The 21,222-nt window shown below is 48.9% G+C and carries 22 protein-coding genes and 2 pseudogenes; 10 read left to right on the forward strand and 14 right to left on the reverse strand.

All coding sequences use genetic code 11. The features are described 5' to 3' along the window. Position 1 precedes the first annotated feature (1 nt). Genes MKFW12EY_RS22205 through traL form a run of 5 tightly spaced genes read right to left on the reverse strand, consistent with a single transcriptional unit; the run spans position 2 to position 3,883 of the window. Positions 2–766 carry a DsbC family protein gene (locus tag MKFW12EY_RS22205; RefSeq protein WP_054759573.1) on the reverse strand — a complete coding sequence of 255 codons (765 nt, stop codon included), beginning with the start codon at positions 764–766 and terminating at the stop codon, positions 2–4. 18 nt (positions 767–784) lie between these two features. Further along, positions 785–2,113 carry a TraB/VirB10 family protein gene (locus MKFW12EY_RS22210; RefSeq protein WP_064023757.1) on the reverse strand — a complete coding sequence of 443 codons (1,329 nt, stop codon included), beginning with the start codon at positions 2,111–2,113 and terminating at the stop codon, positions 785–787. Positions 2,114–2,122: 9 nt separating this feature from the next. Continuing rightward, on the reverse strand, positions 2,123–3,001 hold the full coding sequence (locus MKFW12EY_RS22215) for a TraK domain-containing protein (protein WP_082881135.1): 879 nt from the start codon (positions 2,999–3,001) through the stop codon (positions 2,123–2,125). Then, on the reverse strand, positions 2,988–3,605 hold the full coding sequence (locus MKFW12EY_RS22220) for a TraE/TraK family type IV conjugative transfer system protein (protein WP_054759565.1): 618 nt from the start codon (positions 3,603–3,605) through the stop codon (positions 2,988–2,990). Before MKFW12EY_RS22220 ends, MKFW12EY_RS22215 begins: the two co-directional genes overlap by 14 nt. Further along, positions 3,602–3,883, reverse strand: coding sequence for a type IV conjugative transfer system protein TraL (traL, locus tag MKFW12EY_RS22225; RefSeq protein WP_054759564.1), 282 nt, complete (start codon positions 3,881–3,883; stop codon positions 3,602–3,604). Before traL ends, MKFW12EY_RS22220 begins: the two co-directional genes overlap by 4 nt. A 256-nt stretch (positions 3,884–4,139) precedes the next feature. Here traL and MKFW12EY_RS22230 point away from each other — a divergent pair, with 256 nt between their 5' ends. The 4 genes and pseudogenes from MKFW12EY_RS22230 to MKFW12EY_RS22245 all read left to right on the forward strand — a co-directional run bounded on the left by MKFW12EY_RS22230 (position 4,140) and on the right by MKFW12EY_RS22245 (position 8,879). Further along, positions 4,140–4,763: a hypothetical protein gene (locus MKFW12EY_RS22230; RefSeq protein WP_054759562.1), complete on the forward strand. Its 624-nt coding sequence runs from the start codon at positions 4,140–4,142 to the stop codon at positions 4,761–4,763. A 513-nt stretch (positions 4,764–5,276) separates the two neighbouring features. Continuing rightward, on the forward strand, positions 5,277–7,370 hold the full coding sequence (locus MKFW12EY_RS22235; RefSeq protein ID WP_064040637.1) for an AAA family ATPase: 2,094 nt from the start codon (positions 5,277–5,279) through the stop codon (positions 7,368–7,370). Between the two features lie 56 nt (positions 7,371–7,426). Beyond that, positions 7,427–7,561: pseudogene (locus tag MKFW12EY_RS22240) on the forward strand (NAD-dependent deacylase); the annotation flags it as partial. Positions 7,562–7,682: 121 nt separating this feature from the next. After that, positions 7,683–8,879, forward strand: coding sequence for an RtcB family protein (locus MKFW12EY_RS22245; protein ID WP_054759554.1), 1,197 nt, complete (start codon positions 7,683–7,685; stop codon positions 8,877–8,879). Between the two features lie 54 nt (positions 8,880–8,933). Here the strand turns inward: MKFW12EY_RS22245 and MKFW12EY_RS22250 are convergent, their stop codons facing one another. From MKFW12EY_RS22250 to MKFW12EY_RS22265, 4 genes are read right to left on the reverse strand one after another with little or no spacing between them, the layout of a single operon-like run. After that, a complete protein-coding gene (locus MKFW12EY_RS22250; RefSeq protein WP_064040635.1) occupies positions 8,934–9,386 on the reverse strand; it encodes a hypothetical protein in 453 nt (150 codons plus the stop codon). A 58-nt stretch (positions 9,387–9,444) separates the two neighbouring features. Beyond that, on the reverse strand, positions 9,445–9,639 hold the full coding sequence (locus MKFW12EY_RS22255) for a hypothetical protein (RefSeq protein WP_157199208.1): 195 nt from the start codon (positions 9,637–9,639) through the stop codon (positions 9,445–9,447). A 47-nt stretch (positions 9,640–9,686) separates the two neighbouring features. Further along, positions 9,687–10,268: a hypothetical protein gene (locus MKFW12EY_RS22260; RefSeq protein ID WP_054759550.1), complete on the reverse strand. Its 582-nt coding sequence runs from the start codon at positions 10,266–10,268 to the stop codon at positions 9,687–9,689. 2 nt (positions 10,269–10,270) lie between these two features. Continuing rightward, positions 10,271–11,050: a PD-(D/E)XK nuclease family protein gene (locus tag MKFW12EY_RS22265; protein ID WP_054759548.1), complete on the reverse strand. Its 780-nt coding sequence runs from the start codon at positions 11,048–11,050 to the stop codon at positions 10,271–10,273. A gap of 74 nt (positions 11,051–11,124) precedes the next feature. Here MKFW12EY_RS22265 and MKFW12EY_RS22270 point away from each other — a divergent pair, with 74 nt between their 5' ends. Beyond that, positions 11,125–11,388: a helix-turn-helix domain-containing protein gene (locus MKFW12EY_RS22270; RefSeq protein WP_054759546.1), complete on the forward strand. Its 264-nt coding sequence runs from the start codon at positions 11,125–11,127 to the stop codon at positions 11,386–11,388. Between the two features lie 107 nt (positions 11,389–11,495). Here MKFW12EY_RS22270 and MKFW12EY_RS22275 read toward each other — a convergent pair whose 3' ends face one another. Together MKFW12EY_RS22275 and MKFW12EY_RS22280 are read right to left on the reverse strand one after the other, a co-directional pair. Continuing rightward, complete coding sequence (locus MKFW12EY_RS22275; RefSeq protein WP_064040634.1) at positions 11,496–12,488, reverse strand: helix-turn-helix transcriptional regulator; 993 nt, start codon at positions 12,486–12,488, stop codon at positions 11,496–11,498. 390 nt (positions 12,489–12,878) lie between these two features. Beyond that, on the reverse strand, positions 12,879–13,388 hold the full coding sequence (locus tag MKFW12EY_RS22280; RefSeq protein ID WP_054759539.1) for a DUF1993 domain-containing protein: 510 nt from the start codon (positions 13,386–13,388) through the stop codon (positions 12,879–12,881). Positions 13,389–13,525: 137 nt separating this feature from the next. Here MKFW12EY_RS22280 and MKFW12EY_RS22285 point away from each other — a divergent pair, with 137 nt between their 5' ends. Both MKFW12EY_RS22285 and MKFW12EY_RS22290 read left to right on the forward strand, forming a co-directional pair. Further along, complete coding sequence (locus tag MKFW12EY_RS22285) at positions 13,526–14,152, forward strand: plasmid pRiA4b ORF-3 family protein (RefSeq protein WP_054759537.1); 627 nt, start codon at positions 13,526–13,528, stop codon at positions 14,150–14,152. Further along, complete coding sequence (locus tag MKFW12EY_RS22290; protein ID WP_054759535.1) at positions 14,152–14,583, forward strand: DUF6933 domain-containing protein; 432 nt, start codon at positions 14,152–14,154, stop codon at positions 14,581–14,583. Before MKFW12EY_RS22285 ends, MKFW12EY_RS22290 begins: the two co-directional genes overlap by 1 nt. Before the next feature lie 231 nt (positions 14,584–14,814). On the opposite strand, the gene MKFW12EY_RS22295 is transcribed toward MKFW12EY_RS22290, so the two are convergent. Continuing rightward, positions 14,815–16,116 (reverse strand): Y-family DNA polymerase, encoded by a 1,302-nt coding sequence (locus MKFW12EY_RS22295; protein WP_054759534.1) that lies wholly within the window; start codon positions 16,114–16,116, stop codon positions 14,815–14,817. After that, positions 16,113–16,601, reverse strand: a complete 489-nt coding sequence (locus MKFW12EY_RS22300; protein ID WP_245006539.1) for a LexA family protein — start codon at positions 16,599–16,601, stop codon at positions 16,113–16,115. The genes MKFW12EY_RS22295 and MKFW12EY_RS22300 overlap by 4 nt, the downstream gene beginning before the upstream one ends. Positions 16,602–16,685: 84 nt before the next feature. Here MKFW12EY_RS22300 and MKFW12EY_RS22305 point away from each other — a divergent pair, with 84 nt between their 5' ends. The 3 genes and pseudogenes from MKFW12EY_RS22305 to MKFW12EY_RS23370 form a co-directional block, all read left to right on the forward strand. Further along, positions 16,686–17,342: an SOS response-associated peptidase gene (locus MKFW12EY_RS22305; RefSeq protein ID WP_054759532.1), complete on the forward strand. Its 657-nt coding sequence runs from the start codon at positions 16,686–16,688 to the stop codon at positions 17,340–17,342. Positions 17,343–17,418: 76 nt separating this feature from the next. Beyond that, positions 17,419–17,742, forward strand: a complete 324-nt coding sequence (locus MKFW12EY_RS22310) for a hypothetical protein (RefSeq protein WP_221054695.1) — start codon at positions 17,419–17,421, stop codon at positions 17,740–17,742. Positions 17,743–17,854: 112 nt separating this feature from the next. After that, positions 17,855–18,003 (forward strand): annotated as a pseudogene (locus MKFW12EY_RS23370) (IS5/IS1182 family transposase); the annotation flags it as partial. An 808-nt stretch (positions 18,004–18,811) separates the two neighbouring features. Here MKFW12EY_RS23370 and MKFW12EY_RS22315 read toward each other — a convergent pair. Beyond that, positions 18,812–20,176 (reverse strand): IS1380 family transposase, encoded by a 1,365-nt coding sequence (locus MKFW12EY_RS22315; RefSeq protein WP_221053570.1) that lies wholly within the window; start codon positions 20,174–20,176, stop codon positions 18,812–18,814. Positions 20,177–21,222 lie beyond the last annotated feature (1,046 nt).

A 21,222-nucleotide genomic window follows, 5' to 3' on the forward strand; every position in this document is an offset into this window, starting at 1 on the left:
CTTATTGTTTTGCAGTTGAGACGCTTTGAGTGCTATTCAGCCAACCGGCTAAATCGTCCGGGGCGCCTTTGTGGGTACGACCGTCCTGGGCAATTACAAACGGCACCGCGGTCAATCCCAAGATGGCCGAAGTAATCACCGCTTTCTGCATGGGCTCCTTGTCGCAGTTGCCTGGAAGCTGTTCCGGCAACCCAGCGTAGTCCTGATTGAGTAGTGCGGTCGTCGCCTTTTCCTTGTCCTTGGTTTGGAGCAGGCATTCGATTTTGTTGACCAGAATCGTCGACTCCTGTCCCAATACCGCGATCGGGATAATCTTGAAGGTGTAACGATCGGCGAGTGCCGGTAGCTGCTGCTGCAACTTTTTGCAGTAGCGGCATTGCGGATCGACGAATACCACAACAGAGGTTTTGCCCTTGCCCACCAGCACCGGGCCGAGTTCGTCGATGTTGAGTTTCATGTCGGCTAGCGGAATCCGATTCATCACGGAATCGACTTGTTCGATCCGGGTAATCGGTGTTTTCGACCAGGTATCCATTAATTGGCCCTTGAAGGCAAATCGGCCGTTGCGGGATATGAAGTAGGTCTCGCCGCCCGCCTCTACCATATTGAAGCCATCAATCGGCAAGGCCTTCATCGCGTTAATGGCCCCTTTCGCAAACAATGCGGCCTCGGTCGGTGTCGAGACTTCAGGACTTGCCACGGGTGGCTGACCGGCGACAGCCAGACTGGACACCACTAAGAGGAAAATTGCAGGGAGTAATTTCATGGGGTCTCCATTCATTGATTAACTTTTTTCAAGCAACCGCAACTTGGTGCCGCGTTGCACGACTAAATTGATCTTGCGGGTCACATCGATCTCGATCACCGGGAACAGGTTCTCCGCATAATCGATGTAATAATTTGCCAAGCGCTCCATGGCGTACCCGGTTCCCCGTAAGGCCCCTCCCTCTATCGAATCCTGGCTAAAGGAGCGTTGAAACGGGGTTGTGGCCACGCCAGCGGGTCCGGCCAACGCCAGCACCTGGGTTTGCGTTCGACCAAACATATCCGAGAATCCGCGCAGAAAGCCGGCCAACAGTGCATTGCGCAGTAAAGCGCCTTGTTTGCTGACGAAGCGTCCGCGAATACCAACCTTGCCGTCTTCGCCCACCGCATACGCATCCAAGGGAACTTCGATAACACCGCCATCCTGGCGTACACAGGAAATGGATTCCGCCCGAATGTAGGCGCGTTCCGAACTCAAGTCGCCGAATCCGGAGCTGACCACAAAACATTCTTTGACGTCAGCCGTATACCGATTCGGCAGGATGGCGTCGGCTTTTAAGCGCACTAACACCGGAAATGGGTTTTTCTGTGCACTACTCCCGGTTGGAGCGTCCATACCGTTCAACAGGTTGCCCGATAAAATACTGCCTGCCGGGATGAGGACGCTTTCTTGTTCGGCTTTTTTGGTCTCCGCGACTTCGACCTTTTTCTTGGTTTCAGGATCGGTGCTGGCAGCTTGCTTGATCACTCGGATTTGCAGAGCATTTCGCTCCGAGTCCCGCGCCGGGTTCGATGCAATCGGATCAACAGGCATCGCCGCCGGGTCTTGATAGGCCCGCGGATTAAACAAATTGTCGGCGTTGGTGACTCGCTCCTTGGCTTGGTGAGACTTTGCGCCGGCATCGGGAGGCAACACTGTCTGAGCCCCCGAAGGTTCCGCTTTGTTTTCGGTTTTCAAGCGATCGATTTCCGCTTTCAGCGCTTCGATTTGTGTTTGAGCGGTTTGACCAGTTTGATCGGCCAATTGTTTGATCCGTTGCTGATCTGACGCTTGATATTGATTATTTTGGGCGACTACGCCGTCTAGCAGCGAGCGTATTGCATGTTGATCCTCCTGGAGTTTGCGAATTTGTGCCCCAAGACCGTCGATTCCTAAAGACCTGGGATCTGCATCGGTGAAAATATGCCGAGCAACGTCCTTTTTCGAGGCATTTTGTACCGGCGGCGGGGCGTCGCCCAACATCAAACTGATTGCCACCATCAGCGTCGCAACAATCGTAGTGACGACAATTACTCGTTGATAAGAAGGATTGAGCGCGTCCCATTTTTCAAGTAGCGTGTTCTTCATAATCCGCCCTTATCGCAAGACCGACGGTCTGATCTGTTCTTCGGCTAGGCCTCGTTGCTTCACTATCACAAACAACTCGGTCGATTGTCCGGGTTCCAGCCACACATCCGGCCAGGCCGCCACCGCCACAATGTCGCTAAGCCCGGTTCCCTGACCAATACAAGAACGCTCGTCGAGTTCGATGCGCTGAGGGGTGGTATTGACCGTTTTTGCAATTAAGATCGTCGTATTGCGTCCATCAAAGGCTTGGCCGACGGTAGTTTGAATGCCCTGCTGGTCGCAATAAACGGTTTCGTTCGCCGATACCGGGCGGCCACTGAATCCATTGGGACTTTGCATTAACGCCAGTTCTCTCAGGGTGGCTTTCAGTTGCGCGACATGCTCTTGTTGAACCGTATCGTCGACGTTACCGCTTTTTTTGGCTGCCGGTTGCGTCTGAGTCAGGCGAGAATATTCGACGCCGGCGAGTTCAAGCCGAATCTCACGGGGCGGAATCAGTTTCGGCGCCAGCGTCAGCGATATGGCAAGCGATTCGTTCTCGCCCGGCGTTATGTATAGAGTGACCGGATCTTCGCTATTGCTGGCGACATAGACCACATTGCCCTCCACTTGCGTTTCGGCGCGACTGACCGTTCTGACGCGAGGACTGGGAAACGGCGTCACAATTCGATTCAGATGGTTTTGCGCCACCGTGATAATCTCATTGATCCCGGCCGAGACTTTGATGGTTTGCGGGGCGATGCCGCCGGCGGGCGCCGTTTCCGCGGATTGAACGGTTTTCAATACATCGGCTGGAACCGCTAACAAGTCTAACGACTGAGGTTCGGCGACGGCACAGCAAGCTACCCCAAACAGGCCAATCATTAACGCGCATTTACGGATTTGCATGTGTGGACGCCTCCATTTGCTTTTGCATTTCTAAAAACTCTTTGGTTTTCGGTTCCCCTTGATAGACGTTGAGGTCGCTCACCACCGGGTTGTAGTTAACAATCGCGATTTGAAACTCGTAGGTGCGAAAGGATGATTCGGGTTTATCGTTTGGACCTTTGGTTATGAGCTGGCCAGTCACGAACACTTTGTTGGTTTCTTGTTCGAAATACACTTGATTCGGCGTAAAAGAAGTCGATATTTTGTCAATCTTCAACGCACTGATCTGATCGTTCATTGCATTGATGATTTCGCGATGGATCTCCGATGACAGTAATGGGGATATCGCGTTGCCTACGAAATCCAGTGTGTTGGGGGTTACGTTGCCAAGTAATTGCGCTAGAAATAGACCCCACGCTTCCTTGGTTTGGGCAGACGCCTCCTGCCGGGAAATCTCGACCTTCTCAGTCAGATTGGGTGGGATCATGATCACTGTCCGTTCCGTTCGTAACGCGGCGAACGCTGTGATGACGTTGGTTGCGAGCAAACCGATCAATAAAATTCTGTGCAGGCGGTTTTCCGCTTGGACAAAACCCCACGACTGTAAAAATACACTCAGCTTCATTGGTAGTACTTCCTGATATAGGGGTTAGGGACCGATATCGCGTTGGTTGGGAGTAAACCGACCCAATAAGCTGCGTGTACCAAAAAGCCGTTCGGCCGGTTATCGGTGAATCGGCGGATGAACTTGATCACGAAGTACGATGCGATCAAGCAATACAACAGATGATCGATGAAGATGCCAAGCAACATCATGGCCACCACAATGACCAAGTCGTGGGCGGTCCAAATCAACAGAATAGGTGGATCATCGATAAAGCGGGGGATCTTGGTAGGTTCCATGCTAGCCTCCTGTGTTGGTGGCTATTGTGCACAAAACGCAAATTAAAACCCGCTGGCTAAATGCTTTTAAAATGCACTTTGCCAGCGGGTTTGAGGATCAGGCTTGTGATAAACAGGTTTTTTGTTTGAAGAGGTCGCCCATGATTTTAAGCACTCCCTCCACCTGTAAGGTCATACCATATTTATTTTGCCAAAGTCAACGGCACCAGAGACAATAATGCTAGAGTAGCGGAAATTTGGACGGGGAAAATTGGCAATGGCGGAATGGGGTCGAAAAGATGCCGAGATGGCAATTGCTTTGAAACGCGCCGAGTTAAATCGCGCGTTGAGCTATAAAGTCAATTATGACGCCGAGGGACATAACATCTGCCTAGCGCTAATACGTTTCAAAGACAATACCATAGATGTGCTTACAGCATATTCTAATGACAGCGCAATTCCAGAATCGATCAGGCTCGGATTGAACTTGATACCGAATTTGTATGCTTTCATGCCGAAAACAGAGTTTTTTGGCTGCGATGGAATGGCGCAGTTCCATACCGAACCGAAGCTGCTCAATTATCTCTTTGCAACTCCCGGCATCCGCCAGAATGTATTTAGCGGTAATCTCCCTATAAACACTTTCTATAAATCGGTTCTCGAAAGTCAGCGCGAACGAGCTATTTGGCATTCGCAACACGTAAAGAGCCCTGACGACCTCGCTTCTGTCACCTTAGTAACGGAGATCAATTGTTGTTCGACTTGCACGGAATACTCAATCAACCGATTTCGGAATCGATTTCCCAACATTCCACTTCTTGTTATTGAACTTGGTAAGGAAGTGGGTAAAAAGCTACCGGTCCAATTCGAGAAAATATCGATCTCAATCACGCCAAAATGATTCGGAATGTTAATTCCGATATCTTTGGAAAAAATGGCTTTTTGCATTCTAGGCTAGGAATTTCGCTAAAGGGAACCTCCGGGTAATGGAATTCAATGACGGCTTTCGACCGATCAATCTGAATAGCTGGCAGTCACAAGGCGACCCTAAGCTGCCGGTGACATAGCCTTAAAGTGAACGACAGTAATTCAGCCATAACCAGCCAGCGGCTTTGCGCAATTTCCCTTAGAAATCCATCGGGCTAGCCCTTCATGTCAAAATTAAAATCCTACACCCGAAAGTTCATGCACTCGGATAAACGCAGACCGCAACTGTAAAATAACTTGGGAACCAGATTCCAACAGGTCAATGATTCGCGCCACTGATTTCCGAAGCAACTTTGCCAGTCGCTGTAATTGCATTAACCTCTAAAAATAAAGCCGGGCGTTTTCTAAATTCCTCTTTAAGCGTCTAATTATGTCGCATTGCTCATGCATACTCTCACTCACTCTAAAGAGCAATCGGGAGAATGACATGCGCAGAAAACGCTTTCGTAACAGTTGTGCCATCGAAGTCGAACTGGAGCCATTGGTTCGCCTTTGGATACTTCGTCTTCTGGTTCCCTTGCAAGGTCATCGCAAATTCTTTATGGAACATGGCTATGACAACGATGAAATTGCCACGCTGTTCGCTTTGCCGGGAACCGGTCTTGAGGGGGAATATGATCCAGGCTCAGCCCGCAAACTGTTGCAACAGTGTCATCTCAAAGCTGAAGAATACAGTGAAGAACTGGTTTTTCCGCAGCCTTTGAGCGAAAACCTTCAGAAACTGACGCACTTGGTCGGTCTCAACGAAACTGAATGCCAGTTGCTGGGCTTTGCCGTGATGCTGAATCAGAATCGATTGCTCAACGATGCCAGTGACTGTTTAGGCACCGAATTGTCGATGCTCAAATTGACGTACACACTTGCCGTGCTGTTGGACGTTCCGCAGCAGGCCGTGCAAGAGGCCTTGTCATCGCGCGCACTGTTGGCCGAGTCTGGGTTGTTGACTATCGAAAGGGACTTCAAAAACGTACTCAGCAGCAAACTGGAAATACTCTCCAGCAGCTTTTCCGATCGATTGATGAGCGAATCGACTTCGCCGGTCGATTGGTTGCGCGACATGATCGTACCAAGCCCGGCACCGAATTTGACCTTATCCAATTACCCGCATATCCAAGATCAACTGGATTTTTTGCTGCCCTATTTACAGCAGGCGGTTCGCGATAAACGACATGGGGTCAATGTATTTGTCTACGGTGTTCCTGGAACCGGCAAAACCCAATTAACTCGGTTGTTGGCGGAGCATTTGGCATGTCCCCTCTATGAAGTGGCTAGTGAAGACGACGACGGTGATCCCGCGGACGGCGAACAGCGGCTTTCGACTCTACGAGCAGCGCAAGCCTTCTTTAAAAATACCGATGCGTTATTGTTGTTCGATGAAGTCGAAGATGTATTCAACGATGGTGATGGTTATTTTGGTGGCAAAAGCACCGCGCAAACGCGGAAAGCCTGGATGAATCGGGTACTGGAAGGAAATCCCATTCCAACGTTCTGGTTGGGCAACCGCATTGACAGCGTCGATCCCGCTTTCATTCGTCGCTTCGACTGGGTCATCGAATTGCCGGTGCCACCGAAAGCGCAGCGCGAACGTATTCTTCGCCATAGTTGCGGCAGCGTCTTGACCGATCAGGCCATTAAGCGTTTGGCGTCGTGCGAAGAGTTGGCTCCGGCTGTGATCACTCGCGCCGCGCAAGTGATTGGTAGTTTGCAGGATCGGTTTTCGACGGAGCAGTTGTCATCGGCGCTACAGCAGATGATGAACAAAACCTTGATCGCCCAAGGCTACGCCGGGCTGAATCAAGACGACGCACAACGGTTGCCGGATGGCTACGACCCCGGGTTGATCAACTGCGATGCCGATTTACTGTGGATTGCCGAAGGCATCAAACGCCATAGCAGTGCCAGGCTGTGTTTGTTTGGCCCTCCTGGTACAGGCAAAAGCGCCTATTCGCGCTGGCTGGCTGAACAACTCGAAAAACCGCTGCATATAAAACGTGGCGCCGATTTGTTCAGTAAATGGGTCGGTGGCACCGAGAAAAACATTGCTCGCGTATTTCAGGAGGCCAAGGAAGATAGCGCCGTATTGCTGATCGATGAAGTCGATAGCTTTCTGCAAGATCGCAATCGCAGTCAACATGCTTGGGAAATCACCGGTGTCAACGAAATGCTAGCGCGGATGGAAACTTACAACGGCGTCTTCATTGCCTCGACCAATCGGCTGGAAGGTATCGACAGCGCGGCCTTGCGTCGCTTCGATCTGAAAGTGAAATTCGATGCGCTGAAACCGCACCAAGCCTGGAAACTGCTGCTCAACTACTGTCAGTCATTAGGACTGCCGGAGCCCGATGCCGAATGGCAAGCCGCGATGCACAAACTGGACGGTTTGACGCCGGGGGATTTTGCCGTGTTGGCACGACAGCATAAGTTTCGCCCGATTCACGATGTTAGAGCCATGATCGAGGCGCTAGCCGCCGAATGTGTATTGAAGGAGCCCCATAAACGGCAGCCGATTGGGTTTGTTTGATTACACTGACACTCCATATACCAAATTGGCAAAAACATCTTTGAGCAGAGTTGAACATGATTCCCGCAAAACTGATCGGAAAACTACGACAAGCGAAACACTTGACTATCCTCACCGGTACAAGGGTATCAGCGGAATCCGGTATCCCAACCTTTCGCGATGCGTTGACGGGGTTGTGGGAAATTTTCGATGCCGAGCAGGGCTTGCGAAGAGCGTTTAACTATCCGGTGGCTAGATCAAATCTCGCCGATGTCGGTTAACGCGGCGACAGTCCCTTAATTTTGTACTCCATCACTGACAATCAACATCACCATGCCTATCAAACAAGTGCTCAATCAAGGACGCATCCCGGTTAAAGTCTGGACGGATGAAATCGAAGAGCGTGCTCAGCAACAGCTCAACAATATCTCCACCTTGCCGTTTGTCCATCATCATGTCGCGGCGATGCCCGATGTGCATTGCGGCATAGGTGCGACCATCGGTTCGGTAATTGCCTGTCATAAAGCCATTATTCCCGCCGCTGTCGGCGTGGATATTGGCTGCGGGATGATCGCCTGCCGTTTGTCGCTATCCGCTAACGATCTCGACGAAAAACGGTTGAAGACGATCTTCGATCAAATCAGCCGTGACGTGCCGGTCGGCAGAAACCAGCATAAGCAAGAGCGTGCGCTTACCGATAGAGCGTTACCGTTCGAGCCGCAACTGATGGCGATGACCGAAAAGCATCCGAAATTGCTCAAGGCGTTTGGCAAGTTCTCTAATTGGATTTGCCAGATGGGCACCTTGGGCGGCGGCAATCACTTTATCGAATTGTGTCTGGATGAAGAAAACCGGGTGTGGATCATGCTGCATTCCGGCAGCCGCGGCATTGGCAATGCCTTGGGCGATTACTTTATCGAACTCGCTCGGAAAGATATGGAACGCTGGTTTATCCATTTGCCTGATCGCGACTTGGCTTATTTTCCCGAAGGCAGCGACCATTTCAACGATTACACTGACGCCGTCGATTGGGCGCAACGCTATGCCTTTGCAAACCGGCAAGCGATGGTGGATTTGATTATTGCCGCGTTGCAACGGCATTTGCCACCGTTTGAAATCACCACCGAAGCGGTCAACTGTCATCACAACTATGTCGCCCACGAACATCATTTTGATGCCAATGTCTGGGTGACCCGTAAAGGCGCGATTCGAGCCCGCGAAGGTGATCTGGGCATCATCCCCGGCAGCATGGGGGCGAAATCTTACATTGTGCGCGGCAAGGGCAATCCGGAAAGCTTTCATTCCTGCGCTCACGGTGCTGGTCGAAAAATGAGCCGAACCGCTGCCGAGAAACAGTTCACCACAGCTGATCTAGCCCAGCAAACCGAGGGTATTATCTGCCGTAAGGACAAAGGCGTGATCGACGAAATACCAGCGGCTTATAAAGACATCGATACCGTGATGGCCAACCAGGAGGATTTGGTTGAGGTGCTGCATACATTGAAGCAGGTGGTGTGCATCAAGGGGTAATAGCAAATCTTCTGTCAACAGCGACTGGGCAATCCATTCACAGTCGCCGTCAAGTTAGGCTCCTAGAAGTGCGGTATGCACTTGAAAGATCGCGTCCCTTACTTTCAGATACGCTTCATGAAGGTTCGTTTCTAAATCAGCCAAAAACGTTTCATCCGCTGAATTATTTGCACTGAATTTTACGGCAGGCATGGAGGCCATTTCCTCCAATAAATCAGCCTGTTCTCCAAGAAGATCATAAACAGTGATAGCAGAAATACTGTTTGAGTTGATGCCTGCCTCATATTCATTCAAGATGGTATCGGCTTTCACCAAGACAGAAAAAATATCGACAATCCAATCTTGATGGTTTTTCAACGAAGCATTTTGATCAGCTAGTTCTCGATAGTTAAGTAATGATTGGCGTAGATTCTCAAATTTATCATACAGCCAGTCTTTATTAGGGAAAGTATTTTCGGAGCCGGCTTTTTTTTGATTTACCAAACGTTTTTTTGTGATTCCAGACATACTTGCCCAACAATTTATTATTGATCATATTTTGAAAACAAGTAATTGCGCACAAAAACTAGGATTTATCCTGCGCCTCTAAGTCTCTCTCTATTAAATCAATCAATTGCTGATATGTGTACCTAGCGGTCTCTGCTTTGGCATTTGCTCGGTAGTAATAAACATTTCCAGAGGAAAGACTTAAATGTCCTTTCACGGCATCATCGTTTCCAAGGACTTTTATATCAATTAACATTTTAGTTTTTGCTGACATTTTATATCTCCTGATCTTGTTCGTAGATATTATTTAAAATAAAACTTTCATGGGACTATCTTAAGCTTTGTAATTGCATCATGAGCTAGCTTTGGAAATGGTTCGATATCGACTTTATCTTTGCCTCGTAAATCAATAAAATTGGTAAGTGTCCTGCGTGTTTCATTATCAGCATCGCCCCACTCTTCTGAAAGCTCTAAAGCGTTTGAAATCTCATAAGTTCCATTTTTTGATTCAACATAAAAACCCAAGCGAAGCGTTCTTTCATCAAAACAAGAGAATAGAAATAGATGGCTATCGTTAAACTTATATGTCTTATAAAAACAATCTTCACTCCAAGTGTAATCTGCCGAATATTCATCTTCATAATAATCGGGGTCAACTTCATTAATATTCAGTTCGTTAATCGAAATACCCCAGGTTAACTCCCAAATTTTCTTCAAAAGCAACCAATAGTCTAGCTGCGTAACTTGGGCAGAGACCTTAGCCTTGTTATACTGTTCAATTTCCTGCCAGGAAAGTCCAAGGGGAACCGATTCAGACTCAAGAATTTGGTTAATGGCTGATGCATTTTGATCGTTGCTGAAATAGAATTGAAGTGACTCGGGAATTTCTATTAAGGTTGACATAATTAACTTCCTAGTTTTTTCCAAATAAAACGTCTGAACTGTGCAAAATCGATGTCGGTATCATCTAGTATTCGTTCCCAGCGGGACATAAAGGTTAGCCATTGCACAGCCTGCCAATCCTTGTTTTTCTTTGATCGTTTCCCATTAAGGGTAAGTAAAATCAATGCTGAGTTATCAATATTTTCAAATACCGCTTTTGCATATTGCCTATAAGTCAGCAATTGCCCGGCAGTCACTTTGTGGCCAAATTTAGCTTCAATTAGTACGCCATATTCATATTTATGCGAATCGATAGGATTCCATGCGATAAAAAGATCAATACGCCGATTGGCTTTGGGTACAAATTTCTCAGATTCAACGATAAAAGAACGAGCATTAGTTTCATTTAAGCTAGAAACTAATAACCTATTTTTAGATGAGTAATTCAACAAGGCTATTAAGAAGGCCTTTAGCCTTGCTTCTCCTTTTTTACCATGAGTTACTGGGTCGAGGAATGATGCAATTCCTTTAGTTATTTGCGGCTCTGTGGCATCGAATCCAAGTCGATGCCCTGGATAAATTCCATGATTTTGATTAAGCGATCCGAAAAACCTTTCAAAATTACTCTTTAAATTTTCTCGGTTTAGTTGAATGGGTTTCAATGACTCACAAATTCGCCTGGCAGCCTTTTTATGCTCAGCTAGTAACAGGTGAGCCGTGTCTTGAACTGCCTGTTGTGAAAAGACGTAAAACGGTGGAATAGGGTTTGCCAGCAAATTTATTTCATCGAGAGCTGTGGCCATCTAATAAAATTCCATAAAGAATGAAGACTATAATCCGTCGCCCCTGAGTCTAGCAGCGGTCAAGCTATTCGTCCATGGAGGGGCGAGATAAAGAATTACATGGCGTGTTTGGTAGTGTGCTGCGAGAGTTGCGTACTCAAGTTGGGCTGACTCAAGAGCAGTTGGGATTTGAATGCGATTTAGATCGGACATTTATCAGCCTGCTGGAAAGAGGGCTACGACAGCCCACATTAACCACGCTTTTTGCCCTTGCCGAAAAGCTGAAAATACCTGCTTCAACTATCATCCAACACGTCGAAGAAGCCTATCAAGCCAAAGTGGCAGACAAAAAGCCCTAACATTTCTGATCGGTGACGTTGCGCTCGACTATGTTATTGGGCGGTGTCGTTATCAGAAGTTGCAGGTCATTCTCCAGACGTAAGCGACAAATTCTGGCCTTTAAAAATTATCGATACAATTTAATTAATGCTCGTGCTTCCGTCGCCATTTCAGCGCGTAATGCTGGAGGCTCCAAGACTTCAATGTTGGTGGAGAAGCTTCTGATCCACCAACGCAATTGTTCGGTGTTTTTGACGGTAGCATGCAGTAGATAACGATCATCGTCCAGAATGCTGATTTGCTGGTCCGAGCTTATGGGGGTTTCCAGCAGAAGTTGCTTCATGAATGCACTGATTTTGAAGGTGATGGGAATAGTTTGATCGATGTCGTTGGTGGGATAATCGAATTCGCCCTGTTCAATGTAGTTGTTCAAACTAAAGCCGCCGGGGATATTTACAGCCTTGTCGGTCAGCTCAGCATCGATAAAGCGATGCAAAGCCAATTGCTTGATGTCGATGTAATCATTGATGGTGGCGACTAAATAAATCACGTTGTGGCGGAATACCAATCCCAGCGGATTGACTTCATAGGTTTTGGCGTCCCGTTCGATAGCATGATACGTGGCTTTCATACGCAAATCTTTCAATAAAGCCTCGTAAACCACCGCTAAAACCGTTGCGTCGATTTCGGGAGGCTGCAATGTCAGGCTGCTTGGAATTTGTCGCACTTTATCAACCCAGCCAGCCAGAGGCGAAACCGCCAACACCCTATCAGCAGCTTCAAAATAATCGGCCAGCAGTGATTTTATCGATGGTGGAAGCAACGGCTCCAAAAACATTTCGACCAACTTGAAGCTCAATGCTTCGTTACTGGTCATTGTCGGTAGCTGCACTCGCTTGGTGTTGCTGGGCCATTGCCATCGTAATGGTTTGGTATCGGCGGTGCTGGATATAGGAAAAAGACGAGACACCGACAATTTGACTAAATCGCGCTGTACCGTTCTTATATCGACTTCGTAGCCCGCATCAACAAGCTTGCTCAACAAATCGGGGGTGGAAATGGAATTAGGTGCCTTGGGGATCATGCTCAGCATGTCGAAATAGCGTAGTAAGGAATCCATGATGGTTGTCCGATATTCACTGATAGCTGCGGATTAAAGCACGAATATGTGACAGGGAAAGTCGATTGGAAATTGCCCGACTTACGAGCCTATCTCGCAATGCCGTCAAAAACTGACTGAGACCACCAAACGTCATGGCCAGTTACTGGCCCACACTTCGTCCGGTAACTGGCTTATACCTGCCATTCATAGGTTCAACTCTTCAATCTCCTATCCGGCAGGTTTTGGCCGTTTGGTTGAGGTCGCCAGCGGCTGCTTTGCAGTCCGCCAGTTTCCAAAATCTGGATTTCCCCGACTGGCCGCAATGTAGAAAAGCAACCGGTAAAATTGGGGTCGAAATGTCACCGTCAGCCAAACAAAATGGATGTCAGCTTTCGAATTAATCCACAATCAACCTAAGTCACCCAGGTAATCCTTCTTGCCGATTTCCAACCCGTTGTGTCGCAGAATGGCGTAAGTAGTAGTCACGTGAAAATAAACATTGGGTAGCACAAAGTCTGTCACGTAGGTTAAGCCAGTAAAAGTCAATGTTCGGTCATGCAAGGGCAGCAAAATTGTCTTGGCTTCCGATCCATCGATTTGCTCAGCGGGAAACGAGTTGATATGCGCCAATGTTTTATCAACTCGCTCGATCAACTCGGCAAACGAGTTTTCAACATCGTCGAACTTCGGAGGCTCCTGTCCGGCTAAACGGGAAACAGCACCCTTGGCAACATCACAGGCAATCTGCACCTGACGTTTCAACGGGTACATATCTGGATATAGTCTTGCATTGACCAAAACCCACGGATCGATCTTTTTGGCTTCTGAATGTTCAGTCGCTTTTTCCAGGATTGATCGTAATTGCGTCAGACTGCGAACAATCGGAGGAACGGTAATGGCGTACATGGACAAAGGCATCTGAAGGCTCCTGTGAGGGCGAATTGGTCAAGCGCGTAGTGTAAGCCGCTTTATCAAATCGCGCGATCAATCTTATCGATTCGAATTCGGTTGCCGTGGGGTTAAACTACAGCGCATTAATTTATCGAGATTCGCAGATGGCCGAGCCAAAGCCCGTTCGTAAGAAACATACCAACAGTACCAGTCAACCGTGCTTGTACACGCTGCATATCGAGCTACGTCCCAATGAAATTCGCCCACCGATCTGGCGAAGGCTGGAAGTCGATGGCCGTATCAGCTTGGCGAAGTTACACCACTTTATTCAGGCTGCCTTTGGCTGGAGCGACTATCACCTGCATCAGTTTAAAATTCGAGACAAGCTTTATGCCTTGCCGGACCCTGGCGATGAGCTGGATATGCTGGACGAGCGTAAAGCCTATTTGAATCGCTTGCTGGCTACCGGTGACAGTATGCTCTATCGCTACGATCTGGGTGATAACTGGGAACACCTGGTGACCGTCGAGGAGATTCGCAACGACTTAGACAACGATCCCAAAGGCGGCGCCTGGGTATTGGATGGCGCACGCTCTGGTCCTCCGGAAGATGTCGGCGGCCCGGAGGGTTATGCCGATTTTCTGGAAGTCCTGCAGGAGGAACCGAATTCTGAAGAAGCTGCCCATTTGCTCGAATGGGCAGACGGCGATTTCGACCCTGAGAGATTTGACCGGCGATTGGCCAACGCAGCGATCATGCGTATCTTGTTTAACCGTTGGGGCGGCAAATAATGCTGGTTTTACGCTGTACCAAAAAGCGGCAAACTGCACTCAAGCTGAAAAAAACCGACCTGGTCGATGCGAGTGTCGAAACCTCTAATTTCTGCTCGTGGCACCTCAATCTAATCGAGATCGATGGTCGCCCCTGTCTGTTGGTAGCCAACGACCAAACGCTTTTCAATTTCTTGATTGCCGATGTACCCCAGCTTGACGCTACCCAACTGATCCAACTGTTTAAATCCTATCTGCATTGTGTATTGGCCGAGGAAGGTTTCGAGCAGACCTTTATTCAAAATCTGATGACCGACTTTGCCGAAGTCAGGTTTGCCAACACCAACAGCAGACGAGTGCTGGGCTCGTTAAACGAGCTGGCTTTTTTCTACCTGTGCCACCTGGAAGATGAAGGCGTTCACAGCCCCCGTTTGCCGGAAATTATCAAATAATGAATCGCTTCGTTATGGGCATGATTTCCTCCAGCGCCATTAACGAAGTGCATGATTTGTTCGGCCTAGAGCGTCCGCAAAATCAGTGGTGAATCAGTCCGAGCCGCGACCTCTTAGCCGCTTTGAACGTCGCGCGGTCGCGCGGGTTATACAGTGCGATCAAACACGTTATAGGGGAGATATGGCACGTGCGAATAGTAAAGTATCACGCATTAAGGTTAAATTGATTTGCTAGCGGCAATTCACCGTAACCAATTCCAGCCAATTCGTTGTATAGCGCTGTGAAATCCTCTCCGCCTTAGGCTTCCAGGTCTGGTCGATTTTGGTACTGGCAATGGCAATGCCTTTGGGAAACCGGCGATTGATCTGATCCACGGTTTGCATTAGCTCAGGGCTTTCCTGGGTTTGCTGGCTACCGAATAAATCGAATTGTTCCGGTGCGGCTTGCGGTTGAATCTGGCTGAGTTGCACGCCGCATTTTTGATAGCTATAGCCGGGGCGGTAAATTTCCTTTAGCAGTTGTTGGACGATGCCGGTAATCAATCGACTGTCCTGGCTGGGGAATTGGAGTTTTTGACTGGCGGCGCGTTGGGTTTGCGGTTCGTGTTCGGCGAAAGGATTGGTGCGAATAAAGGCAGTGACATAGCCGGTCACCGAGTGTTGCTGGCGGAGTTTTTCGGTGGCGCGGCAGGCAAATTCTGCTATCGCCGGGCTGAGTTCTGCTAACGTGGTCAATTTGCGACTGAAACTGCGCGAGCAAACGATTTGCTGCTTGTCGGGGGCAATTTCTTCCAGGTCCAGACAGGCAATGCCATTCAGCTCCATGATGGTTCGAGCCATGACTACGCTGAATCGTTGTTGCATTTTCTGCGGTGATTGCCGGGCTAAATCCCAAACCGTGCTTATGCCCAGCTGATTGAGTTGTTTGGATAGCTGGCGACCAATACCCCAGACTTCATCGATCGGCACGATCTTCATCAGCTTTTCCCGTCTGAGCGGATCGGACAGATTCAGTATCCCGCGGGTTTGCGGCCATTTTTTGGCGGCAAAGTTGGCGAGTTTGGCCAAGGTCTTAGTCGGGCCCAGGCCGACGCAGACCGGAATCCCGACCTGACGCTGCACGGCTTGTTTAATCTGTTTGGCATAAGCGATCGGGTCTCGGCGACAAAGATACAACTCGGTGAAATCGAGAAAGGCTTCGTCGATGGAATAGACTTCCACTGTCGGCGCGAAGGTTTCCAGTATCGACATCACCCGTGCCGACATATCGGCATACAGCGTGTAATTGGACGAGAATAGCTGGATCTGATGCTGATCCACCAACTGCCGCACCTGAAACAACGGCACGCCCATTTTGATGCCCAGCGCTTTGACTTCATTACTGCGGGCAACGATGCAGCCGTCATTGTTGCTGAGTACGGCCACCGGTTTACCGATCAGGTCTGGCCGAAACACCCGCTCACAGCTGACGTAAAAATTGTTGCAATCGACCAGGCCGATCAGATTGGCTGGAGGTGTAACGAACTCCGTCACACGGCATGAATGACGTTGGTCACCACACCCCAAACCACCAGCTCCAGCTCGTCGTGGAGTAGAAAATCCGGATAGGCCGGATTTTCAGCGCGTAGTTTCCATTGCTCGTCGTCCAATACCAAGCGTTTGACCGTCAGTTCACCATTCAACGCGCAAATCACGATCTTGCCTGACACGGGTTCTATCGAGCGATCCACCACCAGAATGTCGTTGGGATGAATGCCGGCCCCTAACATCGAATCGCCTTGAGCACGGACAAAAAAAGTGGCTGCCGGTTTTTGAATCAGCAGTTCATTCAGATCAAGGGTTTTGTCGACATAATCCGCCGCCGGCGACGGGAAGCCCGCCGAGACTTTGCTGGCGAATAACGGCAAGCGGCATGCAGACAGCGGCCACTTGGGCGTCAAGATGGCAGGGTAATCCAGATGCAACCCGGCAAACGCACGACGCTTCAACTTGAACTGTAACGGCAGATTCGACATCATCGCTCCATGGCAACTTCTAGGGCTGCATAGTCTACCGTCGAAAATGCATTTGTTCTATATTTGTTCTTTATTCAAGTGTCAGCCATGTGCGGTCGCTACAGCCTGACCACTGACGCGGCAACCCTGGCCGAGCATTTTCAGGTGTTGAGGCAGATTCGATTTCAGCCCGGTTACAACATTGCGCCGAGTCGGAAGATTTTGACTGTCGTCGAACTCGATGATGGCTCACGTAAGGCGGTGAATCTGTTCTGGGGATTGGTGCCCTCCTGGGCGAAAGACAGCAAAAACAGTTCGCACCTGATCAACGCACGCATGGAAACCCTACGGGAAAAGCCCTCTTTTCGCAGTGCGTTTAAACATCGACGCTGCTTGATTCCCGCAGACGGCTTTTACGAGTGGGAGAGCCGAAATGGCAAACAAGCGTTTCACATCCACCGCGATGATCGTCAGCCCTTCGCCTTTGCCGGATTATGGGAGCAATGGCAGCACGACACGGAAACCCTGTATTCCTGCACCATCATTACCACCGCTGCCAATGCATTGATGCAACCCATTCATGAGCGAATGCCGGTGATCATTTCACCGGAGCATTATCACGACTGGCTCAACAAAGCTGCGGATGCGGACCATGCCTATCGGTTGCTCAATGCCCCGGCCTATACCCACATGATTGCGACGTCGGTCGGCGATTGGGTCAATAATCCACGGCATGAGGATGAGCGTTGCATAGCCCCGATTTAGACTAACGCGCAATGTTGGCGTCAATCACAATTGGCACTACACTTTGGTCAACGCAAGCCAGAAACGGGTAGCAGACATGGAAAGAATAATATTGGCACTGTGGATTTTTTCCAGTGTGGCCTTTGCAGAGGGTGATGAAAAGCTCTGGCCTGAAGACAAACCAAAAAACTTTTGCCTAGATCCATCCTTGGAGACCAAAAGCGAAAATTTAGCTAAAGAGCATCCTGAGGATGAGCGATTGGTGAAGCTTGTAGCCTTGCGTTCTGGTTTATGTAATCTGGTATTAAAAAACATCGTTCCGCTAAATACTGCCATCGATATATTTGATGCCGAAAAGGAAAGCGAGATGCAAAAACGCTTACAAGAGGGACAAACCAATAAAGGGGATATCGTTCTGTAAACGACTCAGAATGAGCAAAACTTTTTCCAGAGTTTGTGTCGCTATCGACCCAGGCTGTGTAAAAGCGCTAGCTTTATTAAAAAATCTCACGACCAATTAACCGGGAGTGTAGATGAAGCGCTTCATTCAGAGTACAGACCGAACTCAGGTAAACCTATTTCCTGAGCAACTGGAGGACTTGTCGCCGAGGACAATCCTATTCGGGTCTTTGATGTCATTGTTGAACAACTCAACCTGGACAAATTAGGATTCAAAGGGGTTACGCGAGCCTAGAAAATCGACAACCTACAAGTTAGCGTTTGTTAAGCTGCGTCTTGCTCAGATCATTACCCAAAAATATTTCACATCAAGTTTATTAGCCAACCCATTGAAGTGTGCCAAATCGCCTCAGTCACGCAACAGATTGTTGCTCCATATCGACTTGATATATCAATAAAAACTGAAACAATGCTCCCCCACAGCCAACACGACTGGTTTGATGGAGGGCCTGGTGAAAATATTATTAGTTGCTATGACCGTTCTGTTTTCTGCGGCGATTCTGCTAATCGCCGGGTTTCAGCTAATTCGCTTATGCGTTACCGAATTGGTGGAATTTGTCTTAGAAGACTGGCGAAGTCCCGAACTGAAGTCGACTAATTAATGTAATCGTCATCTAGCAAGGATGCCTTTGGGAAAACTGCCGATCATCATCGTATCATAGGAAATCGTTGGTTTGAAAAAAGCACAGAACGGCTCGATAAGAAATTGAAAATAACAATCAAGTAGGCAAAGTATTTGTTCTTGAACTTTGAGCACCCACCACAAGCCCTTATTGTCAGATCAGTAACCTGAATCCGTGCTCACGCCAGCTTAAACGGCCCTGAGTGCGCAAGGGGCGCATTTTCTCGATACCCGATCCGGCTTGCGTTGTTTTTATCGTCCTACTAGCGATGTGTTTCTCAAAAAAAATCTAGCGTTGCCTTTCATCAGCGCATTTTCTGCCCCTTTGACAGGGCATGGACAAACACCTGACGGCCCGGCCTTATCGGCAAGGAGGGGCGTTCATGAAACATCGGGTTTGCGGCGTCGTTTATCCCGTCGCGGCAGGTGGCTGAACCACCAGGCGTTGCTGCAGATATTCAAATAACCGGGCAACCGGCGACGCCTGCCCCAAATCCAGCCACCACTGTCTGGCTTTGTGTATGACTTGCCCGGCACGATACATGATTTCCTGTAACACTGTTTTGATCCGCCGCCGCTTGGCTGGATGCCGGATCGGCGCCAAGTCACCGAGCAAGCCCAGTTGTCCGAGCAGTCGCAAACAATTGTATGCCAGCATGCCGAGACGCAGGATGGCGTCGTTGGTGTCAAACTTGCCAGACGGTAGACGTTCCAGATCGAGGTCGGTTTTGAACTCGGAGTGGAATTGCTCATGGGTACCGTGGTCGCGATAGCGTTCGATGACCATCGCTTCCTCGTCGTCCAAACTGGTCCACCAGCCTTCCAGTTCGATGTCCGGTAACAGCAGGTGTTGCCCGTGTTTGCTGATGGTACGTTCGATCAGGCGTATCACTAGGCGGAAGCGGCGGGTTTGTTTGCCAAAGCGGCGTTCGACGTTCATCGAGAACAGCGCTTCGCGCTTGCCCGGACGCTTCTCAATGAAGGCGCCGAGCGCCTCGGCTTGCGCAATCCAGCTATCTTTGTCCTGGCGACGTGGGTTCCATTTCACCAAATACTCGAACTGCCGACCCAGAGCCGCCCAGCGGTCTTTTTCAGCCGCCGCTGCAAACAATAACTTGGCGCTATCGAAACCCGAATCCTTGCGCATCAGCACGGCTTGATCAACGGGCACCAGACGTTCGACGCGCGGCAACAGCCGTTCCAGAAAATACTCAATCTCCAGTGACGAATGCCAACGTCCAGGCCGTAGCTCCAAACCCACGCACCAGCCTTCGTTGCCCAGATAGGCCGCTACCGGCGTATACCCGTCCACACCCTGATAGGTACGACTGACCTCTTCCTTCTTGCTGCCGCTTTGATCCATCACAAAGGTGTCTATGTCCAGGCAGACGTACCCTTTGTGCGGTGTGATCGGCGCGTCGGAGCGTTCAATCAAGCGCATCGACATCTCGTCCAACGGCTCCCGCAACGCATCACTGACGCGGTCCAGTCGTTGCCGCAACCAGACGCTGCCCGGCACTTTACGCAGGTTGAGCGCCTGCTTGAAAAACCGGTCTTCCCGAAACGGCTCGATCGCCTCGAAATCGCTCTTGCCGATGCTGAGCAGGGCGGTCGCTGATTTGACCACGTCCGAAGTCTTGATACCTTGCGAGACCGGTATCCGTCCATCAACCACCGCTTCAACATTGATGATGTCCAGGCATTGCCCGACCAAGGCCAGCCCGGCATACGAGGTGAATTCCTTTTTTGAAGCTTTCAGTTTGAAGCGACTCATGAGCAGTTAGGGTGAAAAAATAAACGCCAATTATCCCTTATTTATCATTACATTACAGAGCAATTGGCGCGCAGGAACACGGACTAAGGAGTAATCTATCAAACGAATTATTGTGATATTGATTCAGTTCCGATACAAATTGCTCATGGAGCGGAGAAATGCGCAACAGTTATCAACAGCCACCCATAGTTATCCACAACATTCCGTGTTCAAACTGCGTTAGTTTCGTTGTTTGCGAACACTAATCCCGTTTTTTTTAACCATTAAGACCGTAGTAGCGCTTCGTTTATTCCGTTTTAAAGAAACATGAAATAAACGAATTCGATCGTTAACTTACTGAAATTAATAAAGAAATCCAGCTAGACTAAGATTTTAGTCTTTCTATAGTATTAAATTAGTCTTTCTAAGTACCGCCGCAGTCATCGGCGGATAAAACCAAAATAATTTCGTTAAATTGAATTTGATTTGACTTTGATACCCATTTCGGAGAATACAAAGATGACATGAATATATTGCTGAGCAGTATGAATAAATCGCCCTACCGCTAATTTCTTACTCCGTAGTATAACGACATGAAGTTAAACGCCACATTCGACATTTAAGGTGATTCCATCCCAGAAGCATAAGGAAAGCACTACTTTCTAGTTTCCACATAAATTCTTTAATGTTTGGGGACCAGAATCATCCGTAGTCTCGCGACATCAAGCTTACCTTAATTACGCTCCATGTTCATGCGAAGGGAAGCTCGAAAAACCTGTTTCCCTTAATTACACCAAAATAAAATCAATAGGTTATATGCGGTTTAGGATGTTTGCCCTGCCCTGCCCTGCCCTGCCCTGCCCTGCCCTGCCGCACGCAACAATTGTCGACAAAACCCACTGCTTTCTCCGTAGTATAACGACATGAAGGATCATTTGTATCCTTGCGTTTTTTACAGAGGGTTTAGCCAATTGTTTACCGTAGTCATGCTACATGAAGATCAATACCCTACTTATCTAACATTTCATTTGGTGCAATATCCGGTACCGGACACCAAAGTTATGCCG

Origin of the sequence: Methylomonas koyamae (assembly GCF_019669905.1) — a bacterium.
GTDB lineage: Bacteria > Pseudomonadota > Gammaproteobacteria > Methylococcales > Methylomonadaceae > Methylomonas > Methylomonas koyamae.